The sequence below is a fragment of the Bacillus sonorensis NBRC 101234 = KCTC 13918 genome (genome assembly GCF_001592005.1).
In the GTDB taxonomy this organism is placed as follows: Bacteria; Bacillota; Bacilli; order Bacillales; family Bacillaceae; genus Bacillus; species Bacillus sonorensis.
The window spans coordinates 1-14,087 of record NZ_BCVZ01000037.1 but is presented as its reverse complement, the minus strand read 5'-3'; the positions used below and the strand labels follow the sequence as shown (position 1 = coordinate 14,087).

Here is a 14,087-nt window from a genome sequence, read left to right as displayed (position 1 = left end):
GAAGGAGCTGCTTGAGGATAAAAAGAAAAGTGTGCTTTTGCAAGCTGCTCCATACACATATAAAGATTCTTCAGGAACAACGAAAACAATCAATTTGAGAATGGGACATTTAAAAAATGACAAGCATCCCATCACAGGCGTTCCGTATGATAAAGATGGCTTTCCTATTTTTGAAGTGAAACATACATTGCCTCTTGATAAAGCTGATTATAAGAAGACCCGTACTGCACAATTTTCAATTCTTAATAAGAAACTATATAAACAGATTAAAGAGAACCCCATAATACAGAAAGATTTAGGGTTAACCGATAATGAAGTTTTAATGTTACAAGCGGGCTTTACACCTAAGAAATATACCTGGCACCACCATCAAATTCCTGGGCGAATGGAACTTGTTGATTCTGAAATCCATGCAAAAACAGGACATACCGGAGGCCAAAAAATATGGGGGGGAGACTCATAAATAGAAAGGGGAATAGATGATGATTCAAGAAATAAACTGGCTTAGTCCATCAGAGTATAAAGAACTTTCAAATAAAGAAATTAATGATGTAGAAAATAAATTGAAGGTAGCATTTCCATCCGACTATAAAGAAGTTGTTAAGAAATATCAGGGGTGCGTACCTTTAGATAAAAACGTTGTTGAAATTGGAAGTTTTAAAGAGTCTTTTAATTTTCTCCTTACAATTGAAAGCGATGAGTATATAGGAATACTAGAAGTTTACGACTCTATACAAGATCGATTAGTAGAAGATGTGATTCCGTTTGCAAATGATCCAGGAGGAAACTTTTATTGTTTTGATTACAGAGATTCCTCTGAACCTAAAATTGTTTTTTGGGATCACGAAGAGGCTTATACAAATCCAGAAAAAGCGTTGATTTACGTTTGTGAGAATTTCACAGAATTAATCAATGGACTAAGACCTCTTAAAGAGGATGAAGAGTAGTTTTTTAGCACCCAGTTTTATTTGGGTGCCTTTTTATGTCCATCTTCGAGAAAAATCCGACAAAAAAGGGGATAAAATGGAGGCCTTTTTCTATTCCACTTTGTCATACGATAGAGACAAGAAAAATGAACGTGAATATTGAGTCCAAGATGGAGAGCCTGCGGAGGCTGATCTTTTGCACATGGTTATATTGTGCAGCTGATTGGCGGCCATTTTTTTAATGGCCAGAACGGGAGCCGCACCTATCCCTTATCAAGTGTGAACTCGGATGTATTGAATGATGATGGTCGTCAGCTTCACAGGAGGAGCGGCCGGAGTCTCGACCGAAGATAAAGGCGAAACTTGAAGCATTATTGAAGTAAAAGGGGCAGGCATTATGCCTGCTCCTCTGTCTTTGAACTACCGAGATTCATTTGAGGATTTAAGGAAACTAATGAACAATGGTGAAATGACAATTACTGTTATAATTAATAAGAGTTTGCTAGATATTAAATTTACAAATGTAGTGTTAATTATATATAGGGCTAAAACCATTAAATAAAAAGCCAAGTAAACATAACCATACATTTTCTTGCTGAATGGTTCTTTCATGTAAATCAAAAGAAATAGCCCTGCCATTAAAACTAAGAAAGTCATAGTTTCCCCTCTTTCATTTTTATTGTAGAAAAACCCCAGTTGGAACAGCTGCATATCCAAGTCCAGTAAAACGTATTCTAACACCATGCCCTTCATGTTCGTCTTAAATCATTTGACCAAAACCAACTAGTCCGCCTCCGATTACTCCGGCAATTGTGCTTGCTAATTGTGTAGGAGGTACGGGTATAAACCTTGATATTGCAGCAAGACCAGAGGTTGCTCCACCCCCTGCTTTAAATGATTGATGTAGTGTTCTTGTTTCATTACAGTCAAAATAAAGATTATATCCCCACCAGTAGACATTATGACCAGATCGAAAGAACCATCTATATTCTTGTGCTTAATGAAATTATACTAGGTGTAATGAATTAGAATTTTGGAGGGATAAATCAGAAAGGAAACAAAAAACGATTAAGATAAGGAAGGTATGGCGTAACTATGTTGCTCTTTGAATAATAGGTCTTACTTTATTTCTACACCAACAACATCCTCAAATTTAATGTGAGTTGTGTCTCCAGTTAAGGCGATTCAAGCATGGAACGGCATCAAAAATCCCAATAAAATAAATGCCGAAAAAAAGATTCGTGCTAGATGAGATGGGATCACCTTGATTTCATTAAACACCCCCCCCTCCTTTAACAGGCATTAGGCAGATATTCAGGCTCTCCTCTTCCGGAATCACGCTAAAAAGCTTCCTGTCATAAAACAAGGAAGCTTTGCTCTTTAAAAAGAATCTGCCCGCTAATCCTTTATCAAGAAGCATTTAAAATAGCGAATATACGGTTATTAACGGCGCCAAAAGATTTAATGTTATTTTGTATATTAGAGAATAGAATCACATATTTGTTCCCTGTATGGCTAAAGCTGTTTAACATGTTGTAGCCGGGCATTACGCCATGATTTGAATAGCTGCCCGGAGAAACGTAAAAGCCCATTCCATAAGTCGCTTTATTAGGCGTAAACATTTTTGTGAAGCTTTCATCGGAGATGATCTTTCTTTCTAAAAGTGCTTTATCAAACAAATACATATCATAAGCAGTCATATAAATATCCCCTGCTCCATACAGCTGTGATAAGTCAGGTATGTCTGGAGTATACAGCTTTTTTAGCGGACCGAGTTTATAGCCCGTTGATGGATGGGACTCTTTAGCAAAGGATTTGTAGAATCCTGCGTGTTCCATGCCGGCAGGTTTAAAAATATGATTTGTAACATATGTTTGTAAAGATTGTCCGCTCAGCTTCGATACGATGTATGCCAGAACAGAATAGTTGGAATCTCTGTAGTCCCATTTCCCGGGTGGATTTTTAATTCCTTGAGTCTTAATATCCTTTAAAAGATCTTCCGGTGAAATATATCCGTTACCTTCAATATGGCCTCTAATTCCTGATGTATGAGTCAGCAGATTGTAAAGAGTAATGTTTGACCCGTTTGGAAAATCCGGTATATATGTGGAGACCGGATCGGTTACAGATAAAAGGCCTTTTTCTTCAAGCTGCAAAATAGAAGCGGCGATGATCGCTTTCTGTGTAGAACCAATATAATAGACGGTGTCAGGTGTATTTGGCACTTTTTCCTCGCGGTTTGCGTATGAGTAGCCTTTGCTTGTAACAATTTTGCCTTCGTTCACGATCAACGCTGTTCCACTGAAGTCAATGCTTTTTAAATAATCATCCAATTGTTTGTTGTCGTTTTTCGTGACGATTTCACTGCGGGTTTTTTCTTTTTTATGCTTCCCTGTCTTTTTCTTTTCTGGCTTTGTTTGCTTTTCAGTTGCCTGCAAATGATGTTCCTGCTGATCGCTGGGTGTCCCCGGAAAAGCAATGTAAATAATTCCGCAAACAAGAAGGAAGGCCGACAGGAGAAATAACCTTGCTTTGTTGCGCTTTCTTCTTTTCGCTATTCTTGTTTTTCTGTATGTTCTGGACATGACAGTGCTCCTTATGTAGAGATGTGACGTATTTACTGACGCATGATCCCTTTAAAAAGTTTCTTCCAATTGTATATGTTTTCATACATGATCCTGAAAAGCTTATATTTTTCAAAAATTAACACTTGAAATAGAACAAGTGTTCGCATAAAATGAGTATATATGAAAGGAGCGAGAGGATGGAAAAATTGCTGCGCCGGGCCATGACAGATGGATTTCCCGTTGAAATCATTTACATGAAGAAAAATGAATTTTCAAAGCGGACGATTTTTGTCAAGGACATCCAAAATGGTTATGTTAAAGCGTTTTGTTTTCAAAAACAACAGATCAGAGTGTTTAGGTTTGATTCGATATTGGCAGTTTTTCCGTTTCAAAAAAGAAGCAACTCGGTTCATTATGCGTAAAACGGCCTTCTCCGCACCTCCTCTTCCATTTTTGCCTTCCTGTTTTAATATTCCATCTTTTGTTATAATGAAAGTATTACATGTATTAAAGAGAGCGGGCGTTTACCATCTATGCTTCAGACAATCAATAAAACCCTGGGAAAAATAATGCCTTTGCTGACGCCTGTGAGCGTCATCTGCGGGGTATTGCTTTCAGAACATTTAAATGGATTTGCTGCTTTTGTACCGTGGATTTTTGCTTTTATGACCTTTGCCGGAAGTTTAAGTGCCAACTTTCAGTCGTTGAAAGCCGCTGTGGTTCATCCACTGCCATTGCTATTGGCTCTATTTGTTTTGCATATATTTATGCCGGTACTGGCATGGGGGACCGGACATATTGTGTTTAAAGGCGACCCATTGACGATTACGGGGCTTATTCTCGGCGTCGTAATACCGACCGGCATAACGAGCATGATTTGGGCTGCGATGTATAAAGGAAATATTGGGCTGACCCTGTCGGTTATACTGGTGGATACCATTCTCTCCCCCTTTATCGTACCATTCAGTCTTTCGGTGCTTGCAGGAGCACAGGTTGAAATGGATGTAGCGGGCATGATGAAGGGACTGTTCGGAATGGTCGTAATCCCTTCTTTGTTGGGGATGCTGGTCAACCAGTTTTCATCCCCTGACAGAACGGCGCGTTTAAGCGCAAATTGCGCCCCATTTTCAAAAATGGGTTTGGCAGCAGTGGTGGCGATCAACAGCTCGGTTGTTGCCCCTTATTTAAATTCGGTCGATTTTCGCTTTTTAACGATTGCAGTCACGGTGTTTGCAGTCGCTTTTACCGGCTATATCACGGCCTGGTTCTTAGGCAAAATGATGAAACGGCCTCAGGAAGAAATCGTCGCTTTAATTTTTACCGGAGGCATGCGGAATATTAGCGCTGGGGCCGTCCTGGCCACAAGTTTTTTTCCTGCGCGGGTAGCGGTGCCCGTTGTGATCGGCATGCTGTTCCAGCAAATTCTGGCGGCCTTGTATGGGCATCTGCTGGCAAGGAGCGAGTCGAAAAGAGCGTATCAGTTGGATAATAAAACAAGCCTGCCTTCATAGAAGGCAGACCTTGTTCTTGTTAGATATGCCAAGTTCCTTTTGTGATCAAATGGACACGCTCCCCCGACGTGAATATCGATGTCGTCTTCCGTTTATTCAGATTCAATAGAGAGCAAGGAAGGACGATTTATTTCATACCCCTGTTCAGGCTGATCCGTATTTCGCAAAATTATTGGTCGTGCGGCAAATAGCCGGCTTGGCACTCCATTGCACTTCTGTTGCCGGATCTTCAGGCGCGCTGAAACAATCGCGAAATTTGTGGTTAAAGGAACGATAACGGCAGGGAGGCCGGTAGGAAAGTTGGCGTCCATTTCATTAGAATGAATTTCAAGTATTGTCCAGATTGTCTTTATCAAACGTTTGTTTAAATACAGGCAAATTACGTCTGCGATATAAAATTTCGCTTAAATCGTCCCTTTCCACTTGCCATCTCTATAGGCGCGTTTTTTCTCATATCTTACATGAACTGGATGTGATTGATTAGTAAGAAGCAAAGAATAGCAAGGGTCGCTCTTCTTAGTAAAGCAAATACTTTTTTCTGATATCCATAAACCGCTTTTGTTCAGCTTCGTATTTTTTGACGATTTCCTCAACTGAGGCCCCTTCTTCAATCATGGTTTTGACCCAGCCGTTGCCGATCAGACGATTGAAATTGTTGGAGGAAAGAAATTGAAAGTCCTCTGGGTACAAATCATGTATGGTTTTAATGATGGAAATGCCGGTTTTTACAGGCTGAAAAGCGGACCGGTTTGTCACATACAGCTCTACCCCGTGGCATAATTTATTTTGATGCTTTGAAAATGTCGGTGTAAACGAAGCGGCTCTAAATCGAACGCCGGACAGTTTCAGGCTGTTTAATTTTTCAGCGAGCTCAGTGCTTTTTATGAAGGGAGCGCCGATCAACTCAAACGGCTTGGTCGTTCCTCTTCCTTCAGAAATATTTGTTCCTTCGATTAAGCCAGTGCCGGGATAGACTGCACTAGTATCAACCGTCGGCATGTTAGGGGAAGGAAGGACGAAGGGAAGCCCCGTATCTTCAAAAGACATGCGCCGTTTCCAGCCCTTCATTTTGACAACGGTCAGATCGGCGCCGATGTTGAATTCCTGATTAAACAGCTTCGCGAGTTCGCCGGCCGTCATACCGTGTATTAATGGGATGGGATATCTCCCGACAAAGGACGAATAATTTGGGTCGAGAACAGGCCCTTCGACTTTGATCCCTCCCTGCGGGTTGGGACGGTCCAGCACGATAAATGGAATGTCATTTTCTTTTGCCGCCTCCATGGCATATGCCATCGTGTAAATGTAAGTGTAGAAGCGGGTTCCAACATCGTGGATGTCGAACAGGAGGACGTCGATGTTTTTCAGCATCTCCGGAGTCGGTTTTCTCGTATCGCCATAAAGACTGTAGACGGGAAGACCGGTTTTTTCGTCGATATACGATTCCACTTTGTCCCCGGCTTGAGCGTCGCCCCGAACGCCATGCTCCGGCCCGAATAGCGCCGTCAGCTCAATGTCCGGGTCTTGATGAAGCAAATCGATGCTGCTGTTCAGTCTGGAATCCACCCCTGTAGGGTTTGTGATCAAGCCCGCTTTTTTCCCTTTTAACATTCCTTTTTTATTCATGAGCACTTCAATACCCGGTGCGACTTTCGCTTTCTTTTCTTTTTCCGGGGAGGCCGCTGCTGCCGTTAATGTACCGAAAACGATAACTCCGGCGAGCAGCCAGAACGCTTTTTTTCTCATCGTGCTCCCTCCAGTTTAAGCGGTTTGCCGTTTTTTATATTCAATCCGTACCCGTATTCGTAAAGAATTTCTCCGGGCTTTGTCACGGAAGGGATATCAACGGGCAAGGTTCCTTTAGGCTTCGCTTTTCCAAAAATGACTTCAACACCAGCCGGAATGTTTGGCTGTCTGAAGCGTCCGTTTGAGAAGCCTTTAAAACCATACACCGCAATAACCGCTTTTGCTTCTTCAAAATTAGCCGTGTCATATGGGTTGCGGAGGCTCATTAAGACGAACTTTTTCTGTTTGGCCTGTGCGTATTTCATAGCGGCTCGCGGAAAAACGGTTGCCCATTTGCTCGAGTCTTCAATCGTATCGTCGATGACGCCGTCGTTTACAACCGGATCATTTTTGACTACATATGACCCGGTGATCACATAATCAGCTTGATCGACCAGCTTTTGAATGTCTTGATTAAACGTTTTCTCGGCAAATGGGTATTCCTTTACGACTGTCTTTTTCTTTATTCTTTTGATTGTCTTGGATATGGCTTTTGCCTGATCTTCGTATGGAGCGAGAATGAGTATGGTGTCACCTTTTTTCGGTTTAAACGGGAGTGTTCGATCATCGTTTTTTAAGACGGTGACACCTTCTCTCGCCATTTTCCTCTCTGTTTTTTCATGCTTCCTGTTTCCGACCGTTTTCAAGGCGTATTTGATTTTGTCCCGAAGTGATGCAGAAGAGCGGGAGTCGAGAATGCCGCGCTTGCTTTTTAAAGAAAGGATCCGTTCCACCGAGCGGTTGATTTGCTCAATAGGAATGTCTCCCTGCCGAACGGCTTTCAAAAGAGCTTCATATACATTGGCCAGGTTTTTTTCCGTCTCCAGGGATGTGACTGCCGCCGGCATAAGGGCGATGTCAACACCTGCTTTAACGGCCATAACGACGGCTTCCTCTTGGCCGAAATTATCGGAGATGGCTTTCATATTTAATGCGTCTGTTACTATGACACCGTCAAATCCAAGATCTTTCCGCAGCAGGTCTGTCATCACTTTTTTGGAGAGTGTTGCCGGAACCATGATATCCCGGCCGTCCTTTTTGCTTTTATAGGTCGTATCATCGAATGCGGGGAATTGCACATGAGCCGTCATGATCATATCGATCCCGGCGTCGATCGCTTTCTGAAACGGATAAAGCTCAACGCTTTTCAGCCGCTCTGCATCATGCGGAACGAGCGGCAGGCCATAATGGCTGTCAACCGCTGTATCTCCGTGACCGGGGAAATGCTTCGCTGTGGCGATGATATGTTCATTTTGGAGCCCTTTCATCGCTTGGATACCAAACCGGGCGGTTAATTCAGGTTTGGAGCTGTAGGAACGGACGCCGATGACGGGGTTGGCGGGATTGTTGTTGACATCGAGCACCGGGCTGAAATTAACGTTGATTCCTAAAGCCGCCAATTCCTTTCCGATGATGTTTCCCGATCGGTAAGCATTTTGCGCTCTTTTCGTTGCGCCGATGGACATATTGCCCGGCAGGTTTGTGCCCGACTCCAGTCTGGTGACGATCCCGCCTTCCTGATCAATTGTAATAAAGAGCGGTACGCCGCGGCTCGCTTTTTGCAGGCTGTCTGTTAAGCGCACCGTTTGCTCCGGCCCAGTGACATTTTCGGCGAATAAAATCACGCCGCCAAGATGATATTTTCGGATAATGCCGGCTATTTCATCATTCATTTCTGTTAATCCTTTCGCACTTGACTCCCCTTTTTTCTTCCAGTTTCTAAAATCAGGCATGAGCATTTGTCCGATTTTCTCTTCCAGCGTCATTTCACTGACCAGTTGCTTGACGCTTTGTTCGGAATCGCGTTTTGCCTCGGCTCTGCCAGAATTGGACTGTAAGGCCGCTGATGCAAGCAGCATGCCGATCAGCGCGTATCGAAACAGTGCTTTCATATTGATTAATCCCTCCTATTTATGGTTTAGCGCTTCATAAATGCCGGTGATCACGCTTCCATACTTTCCGGTTGAAAATAAATCGCCTTCAAACTGATTTGGGTTTTTCGCCGGATCGATGACAGGAGAATGTTTTTTATTGGTCAATAAGATAATGCCTAATTGATACGCCGGGTCGATGATGGTGACGGTCCCGGTCCAGCCGGTATGTCCGTAGGCCCTGGTGCTCGCATGCTTTCCGAACATCCACTCCATATCGGGATTGCCGTTCAACCGCCAACCGAGCCCGTATGTGGCATCTGTTTTTGACGGCGCGGTAAATTGAGAAATAACAGTCTTGTCAAACAGCTGTTGAGAGCCGTAACCGCCACCGTTGAGCATGACTTGGAGCAGCACCGCCATTTCTTCAGTGTTTGAGAATAAGCCGGCATGGCCTGAAATGCCTTCCATGGAATAAAACGCTTTTTCATCGTGTACTTCTCCTTGCAGGGTATAGCTTCTGATGTTAGGAAACGAGATGACGCCGTCTCTCGTATTTCCCATTAATTCGGTTGCGGCGAACTGCGAAGGCTGAAAGCCCTTTTGCAGCGGGTTAAACAATGTGTGGCGCAAACCGAGAGGACGGTAAAATTGTTTTTCAACATAGCTGTCCAAGCGCCGGCCCGTAATGTTTTCAATGATCAGTCCAAGCAGCATGTAGTCGATATCGCTGTAGATTTGTTTTGTGCCTGGTTCATATGCTAAAGGTGTTTTTGAAAGAAATCGTAATGTTTTTTTTCTTGTCTGGGAGTAGAGCTTTCCGGCTGTCTCTGGATCATAATAGTTCCAGCTTGCCGGAAATCCCGCTGTATGCTGAAGCAAATCGATGACGCGAAGCCCGTCTTTTCCTTTGATGGCGTCTTCCGGCTGATCTTTAAATTCGGGAATATATCGAGAAACTTTTGCGTTGAGATCAAGTCTTCCGCAGCTTACTAAATGCTGAAGGGCAAAATTGACGGCATACATTTTTGTGTTGGAGGCAAGGTCAAACATCGTATCTGGTTTCATTTTTTTTGGATGTTTCAGCCGATGGAGTCCGTTGTATTTCTGTTTGTATCCGTATGCTTCTTTTTTCACGATTTTTCCGTCTTTGATTATAAGGAGGGAGGCGCCGGGAAATCCGGACGCAACATCCTGTTCGATCAGCCTGTCAACTTGTTTCAATTTTTCTGAAGAGAAGCCGGCTTCTTCTGGATTTTTCACTTTCTTTAAAACGGGAAATGATTGCTGGTGTCTGTCTTTTGTATAAGCCGTGTGTGCAGATGTTGGAGACGGAAATAGAAATGAAACAGCGAACAGCGCTGAAACCGCGCCGATGACCACTTTGTTCATGCCGCAGCCCCTTTCTTACCGACGTGTTAGTGGAAATATTAAACAAACGTTTAATCAAATTCAACCGCCATATCATCGTTAAAGCCGAATGCGTATGTGAAGAAAAGGCCTGCAGCATAGGAGATGAATAAGCCGATCAAGTACAGAAAGATTTGATGGGTATGAACGAGAAATGAAAGAGGGAGTCCTGATACGCCGATAGATACGGTTGCGATTTTGAAAAAAGCTTGAAATGCCCCGCCGACACCTGCTCCAAGGCAAGCGGTTAAAAACGGCCGGCCGAGAGGAAGCGTCACTCCGAAAATGAGCGGTTCGCCGATGCCGAGCATGCCTGATGGGAGTCCGCCGGCGATCGCTCGTTTTAATTTCGCTTTTTTCGTTTTAAGATAGATCGCAAATGCGGCTCCTACCTGCCCTGCGCCGCCCATTGCCAAAATCGGCAGGAGCGGGTCATCCCCGATTGAATTGAGCAATTCCATATGAACGGGTGTCAGTCCTTGATGCAGGCCTGTGACGACAAGCGGCAGAAAGGCTGCTCCCAATATAAATCCGGCGAATATGCCGCCAATGTTTAATATGGCTAAAAGCCCCGAAGTAATTGCATCAGAAATGAAGCCGCCGACCGGCATGAAAATCACGTAGGTGACGATTCCTGTGAGCAGCAGGGAGACGGTAGGTGTGACAATGATATCGAGTGAATGAGGAACAAAACGCCTGACCCGCTTTTCGATAAAGGCGATAAACACTGCGGCAAAAAGAACGCCGATCAAACCGCCTCGTCCCGGGAGAAGCGCTTCGCCGAAAAGGGTAATATCCGCTGCAGCCGGATTCAGGATCAAAATACCCGCCAGACCGCCGAGCGCCGGGGACCCGCCGAATTCTTTGGCCGCGTTCACGCCGACCAGAATACCCAAATACGCAAACAAGCCGGAGCCGATGACGGTGAGGATGATGGCGGTCTGAGACTTATCATCCAGCCAGCCGGCCTGGATTACGGCTTTGGTGATGCCCGTAATCAAACCGGATGCGACCAATGCAGGAATAAGCGGGATAAAAATGCTGGCGATTCGGCGCAAAAACAATTTAAAGGGTGTGGCATTTTTCTTGGAAACGGCAGATTTGTGTTTGGCCGCGGCTTCTTTGACATCAAAATGATCCGCTGCTTTGAGAAGTTTTCCGAATTCATCTGATACATGCTGTACGACGCCAGCGCCGAGGATGATTTGAAGCGTCTCCGCTTCGACAACGCCGATGACTCCGTTCAGCGTTTTGATCGATTCGATGTCTGCTTTTTCTTTGCTGACAGGCGTGATCCGTAAACGTGTCATGCAATGGGTATGGTCTGCGACATTTTCCGCCCCTCCCATATACTCCAAAATGTCCTTTGCCAAGCCGTAGTATTGCTTCTCATCGCTCATGATTTATCCCCCTTTGTTTCTTTCCGAGCCGTTTGTTTCCATCATCCGGATGGCTGCTCTTGTCTGATCGATATACTGAACGGTTTCGTCATACCGCTCAGCAGCCATTCCCAAAAACAAAATGTCAATCATGTAAAGCTGAGCTAAACGAGAGGAGGTGGCAGCACTGCGAAACGGTGCTTCATTTGAACATGACGTATGCAAGGCAATATCGCATATTGATGAAACCGATGACTGTCCAAAGCGGGTTAATCCGATGGTTTTGACGCCGCGTTCTTTTGCCAGTTTTAAGACATTGATGATCTCGCGGGTTTCCCCTGAATGTGAGATGGCAAATACAACATCATGTTCAGCGGCATTAGCGATTAATGTGGCGACAAGGTGCATGTCTGTGAACGCGGTGGCCGATTTTTTGATCCGCAAATATTTTTGCTGGGCATCCTGTGCGACAATGCCCGAAGCGCCGATTCCGCAAAAATGAATCGTCCCTGCGCCGATCAGCATTTGAATTGCCTTTTGGAGAGTTTGGCGATCAATATTGCCATATGTGTCGCGGATGGCCTGTATCGAATTGTTAGCCGTTTTTTGAGCGATGGAATAAATCGATTCCTGCGGTATGATATCCCGGTAGCCGTGGTCAGCGGGTTTCATTAAATCTCCGGCGACGCGCATTTTCAACTCTAGATATCCTTTTAATCCAAGTGATTTGCACAGCCGAATCGCTGCAGCTCCGCTTGTCTTTGCGGAAGAGCTGACTTCATGGATGGTGCTGTTCACGATCTCATGCGGGTTTTCCAAAATATATTCAGCGAGTTTTCGCTCCGATTCCGGAAGCTTGTGAAGCATAGTCTGGATCATTTCCAATCCGCCTGCGGCCATTGTTTTTTCCCTTCTTTCACGCGTTTCCTTTATGAATGGATATGGCTTTTTCAATGTTGCCTTCTGCTTGCTTTAGCAGTTTTTGTGCTACAGCGGCTTCAGTATTTGTTTTCAACATGATGATGGCCGTTTTGACATGATATTCGGCTGATTCAAGCGTTTTTTCAGCCGTTTGCTGTTCGGCTCCGGTGACAGCTTGGATGATGCGGATCGCCCGCTGTTTTAGTTTTTCGTTGCTGACATTGACATCCACCATCAGGTTTTCATAGACTTTTCCCATTTGAATCATAGCCGTTGTCGATATCATGTTCAAAATCATTTTATGTGCGGTTGCCGCCTTCATTCGTGTCGATCCCGCAACTACCTCAGGACCGACGATGACTTCAATGCTGTGAGCGGCGGCTTTGCTGATGGCCGATTGCTTGTTGCAGGTTAAGGAAATTGTTTTTGCACCGGTTTTTCTGGCGTATGTCAGCGCACCGTGGACATAGGGAGTTCGTCCGCTGGCGGCAATGCCGATCACTGTATCCTTGTTTGACAGGTGAATCGCCTTCAGGTCGCGCATGCCTAACTCTTCACGATCCTCGGCACCCTCGACAGCTTCGAATAGCGCTTTTTCTCCTCCTGCGATCAGCCCCCTGACTGTATCGGGAGAAATGCTGAACGTCGGCGGGCATTCCGCCGCATCGAGTACACCGAGCCGCCCGCTTGTACCGGCGCCGATGTAGATGATCCGCCCTCCTTTCTTTAACGAATCGACGGCATAATCGACGGCGATTTTTACATCGGGCAAAACCGCTTCAACCGCTTCAGCCACCTTTTTGTCCTCTTCATTAATGATTCTCAGAATGTCAAATGTTTCCGCCTGATGGATCTGCTTTGTCTTTTCATTTCGGCGTTCGGTCGTTAAGGAGCTGAGATTGCTGTTTTTCATCCGGCATCCCCCTGATCAAAATAGATTATATTTCTTAATTTTCAGTATATTTTTGTTGGAATTTTATTTCAATGAAAAATTGATGATTGTGAAATTTTATTTTAAAGAGGGTCTAAAAGCTGCTGTGGAAGAATACAATCAAGCGCAGTTTGAACTGCGCTTGCATCTACAGCTCATCCAGTTGATGTTCAGACATGACGCGAAATCCTTCTTTTTTAAGAAGAGCCGCCGTAATGCCGTTCCCGGCAATTTTTTGTCCGGAGAAACTCCCATTGTATATATTGCTGCTTGCGCATGATGGGCTGTTTTCTTTTAAAATGACGGTGTCCGCCTGAATCTGCCTGGCGATCTCGAGCGTTTTATAAGCCCCTTTGATATAAAGGTCTGTTACGTCTTCGCCCGATTTGGTTAAAATGACGGCGTCGCCGTTTAAAACATCTTCGCCTGTCCCGCCTTTTATTTCTGCCGGTTCCCTTGGTGTTTGAAAACCGCCGAGCAATTCAGGGCAAACGATCATCGCTTTATTTTCTTCAACGAGTTTATTGATTTTCTCGACATAGCTGTGCTTCCCGTCATAGCGGCATTCAATGCCCGCCAAACAAGAGCTGACCAATATCATGTCTGTGCTCTCCTTTCCGTGCGTAAAGCTACTCATAGTGTAAACAAAAACCCTCATCATTTCTAAGAATTTCAGACAAAAATTTTGAAAATAAAAATTTTAATTTACCTCTTTACAAACAGGCAGCAACCTGTATATAATAAATTTTGTCAGCTTTACGACAGCTGTTGGAAATTGTGATTTGG

At 44.4% G+C, this 14,087-nt stretch carries 12 protein-coding genes; 4 read left to right on the top strand and 8 right to left on the bottom strand.

Features of this window, described 5'->3' with window-relative positions:
• A partial coding sequence (locus BTR1S_RS21120) for an HNH endonuclease (RefSeq protein WP_169802100.1) occupies nucleotides 1-463 on the top strand: 463 nt, incomplete at its 5' end.
• Between the two features lie 19 nt (nucleotides 464-482).
• On the top strand, nucleotides 483-947 hold the full coding sequence (locus BTR1S_RS21115) for an SMI1/KNR4 family protein (protein WP_173400970.1): 465 nt from the start codon (nucleotides 483-485) through the stop codon (nucleotides 945-947).
• Nucleotides 948-2,335: 1,388 nt separating this feature from the next.
• Here BTR1S_RS21115 and BTR1S_RS21110 read toward each other — a convergent pair.
• The gene (locus BTR1S_RS21110) at nucleotides 2,336-3,511 is read right to left on the bottom strand and encodes a serine hydrolase domain-containing protein (protein WP_006639940.1); all 1,176 of its coding nucleotides are present in this window, start codon (nucleotides 3,509-3,511) and stop codon (nucleotides 2,336-2,338) included.
• A 179-nt stretch (nucleotides 3,512-3,690) separates the two neighbouring features.
• On the opposite strand from BTR1S_RS21110, the gene BTR1S_RS21105 reads away from it, so the two are divergent.
• Both BTR1S_RS21105 and BTR1S_RS21100 read left to right on the top strand, forming a co-directional pair.
• Nucleotides 3,691-3,915, top strand: a complete 225-nt coding sequence (locus tag BTR1S_RS21105; RefSeq protein ID WP_006639941.1) for a WYL domain-containing protein — start codon at nucleotides 3,691-3,693, stop codon at nucleotides 3,913-3,915.
• 111 nt (nucleotides 3,916-4,026) lie between these two features.
• Entirely contained in the window at nucleotides 4,027-5,004 is a 978-nt protein-coding gene (locus BTR1S_RS21100) for a bile acid:sodium symporter family protein (protein WP_006639942.1), read from the top strand.
• Nucleotides 5,005-5,520: 516 nt separating this feature from the next.
• Here BTR1S_RS21100 and BTR1S_RS21095 read toward each other — a convergent pair.
• From BTR1S_RS21095 to BTR1S_RS21065, 7 genes are all read right to left on the bottom strand, one after another.
• On the bottom strand, nucleotides 5,521-6,750 hold the full coding sequence (locus BTR1S_RS21095) for an exo-beta-N-acetylmuramidase NamZ family protein (RefSeq protein WP_029419501.1): 1,230 nt from the start codon (nucleotides 6,748-6,750) through the stop codon (nucleotides 5,521-5,523).
• A complete protein-coding gene (locus BTR1S_RS21090; RefSeq protein ID WP_029419500.1) occupies nucleotides 6,747-8,681 on the bottom strand; it encodes a glycoside hydrolase family 3 protein in 1,935 nt (644 codons plus the stop codon). The genes BTR1S_RS21095 and BTR1S_RS21090 overlap by 4 nt, the downstream gene beginning before the upstream one ends.
• A 15-nt stretch (nucleotides 8,682-8,696) precedes the next feature.
• On the bottom strand, nucleotides 8,697-10,052 hold the full coding sequence (gene pbp4b, locus BTR1S_RS21085; RefSeq protein WP_006639945.1) for a penicillin binding protein PBP4B: 1,356 nt from the start codon (nucleotides 10,050-10,052) through the stop codon (nucleotides 8,697-8,699).
• A gap of 50 nt (nucleotides 10,053-10,102) precedes the next feature.
• Nucleotides 10,103-11,470: a PTS transporter subunit EIIC gene (locus BTR1S_RS21080; protein WP_029419499.1), complete on the bottom strand. Its 1,368-nt coding sequence runs from the start codon at nucleotides 11,468-11,470 to the stop codon at nucleotides 10,103-10,105.
• A 3-nt stretch (nucleotides 11,471-11,473) separates the two neighbouring features.
• Entirely contained in the window at nucleotides 11,474-12,349 is an 876-nt protein-coding gene (locus BTR1S_RS21075; RefSeq protein WP_029419498.1) for a MurR/RpiR family transcriptional regulator, read from the bottom strand.
• 16 nt (nucleotides 12,350-12,365) lie between these two features.
• Nucleotides 12,366-13,283, bottom strand: coding sequence for an N-acetylmuramic acid 6-phosphate etherase (murQ, locus tag BTR1S_RS21070; RefSeq protein ID WP_006639948.1), 918 nt, complete (start codon nucleotides 13,281-13,283; stop codon nucleotides 12,366-12,368).
• Between the two features lie 166 nt (nucleotides 13,284-13,449).
• Nucleotides 13,450-13,902 carry a 2-thiouracil desulfurase family protein gene (locus tag BTR1S_RS21065; protein ID WP_029419497.1) on the bottom strand — a complete coding sequence of 151 codons (453 nt, stop codon included), beginning with the start codon at nucleotides 13,900-13,902 and terminating at the stop codon, nucleotides 13,450-13,452.
• Nucleotides 13,903-14,087: the final 185 nt, after the last annotated feature.

Bases quoted from the DNA above. Each gene is read 5' to 3' on its own strand.
- BTR1S_RS21115 (WP_173400970.1), top strand. From the start codon at position 483: ATGATTCAAGAAATAAACTGGCTTAGTCCATCAGAGTATAAAGAACTT.
- BTR1S_RS21095 (WP_029419501.1), bottom strand. From the start codon at position 6,750: ATGAGAAAAAAAGCGTTCTGGCTGCTCGCCGGAGTTATCGTTTTCGGT.
- murQ (WP_006639948.1), bottom strand. From the start codon at position 13,283: ATGAAAAACAGCAATCTCAGCTCCTTAACGACCGAACGCCGAAATGAA.
- pbp4b (WP_006639945.1), bottom strand. From the start codon at position 10,052: ATGAACAAAGTGGTCATCGGCGCGGTTTCAGCGCTGTTCGCTGTTTCA.
- BTR1S_RS21065 (WP_029419497.1), bottom strand. From the start codon at position 13,902: ATGATATTGGTCAGCTCTTGTTTGGCGGGCATTGAATGCCGCTATGAC.
- BTR1S_RS21100 (WP_006639942.1), top strand. From the start codon at position 4,027: ATGCTTCAGACAATCAATAAAACCCTGGGAAAAATAATGCCTTTGCTG.
- BTR1S_RS21080 (WP_029419499.1), bottom strand. From the start codon at position 11,470: ATGAGCGATGAGAAGCAATACTACGGCTTGGCAAAGGACATTTTGGAG.
- BTR1S_RS21090 (WP_029419500.1), bottom strand. From the start codon at position 8,681: ATGAAAGCACTGTTTCGATACGCGCTGATCGGCATGCTGCTTGCATCA.
- BTR1S_RS21075 (WP_029419498.1), bottom strand. From the start codon at position 12,349: ATGGCCGCAGGCGGATTGGAAATGATCCAGACTATGCTTCACAAGCTT.
- BTR1S_RS21105 (WP_006639941.1), top strand. From the start codon at position 3,691: ATGGAAAAATTGCTGCGCCGGGCCATGACAGATGGATTTCCCGTTGAA.
- BTR1S_RS21110 (WP_006639940.1), bottom strand. From the start codon at position 3,511: ATGTCCAGAACATACAGAAAAACAAGAATAGCGAAAAGAAGAAAGCGC.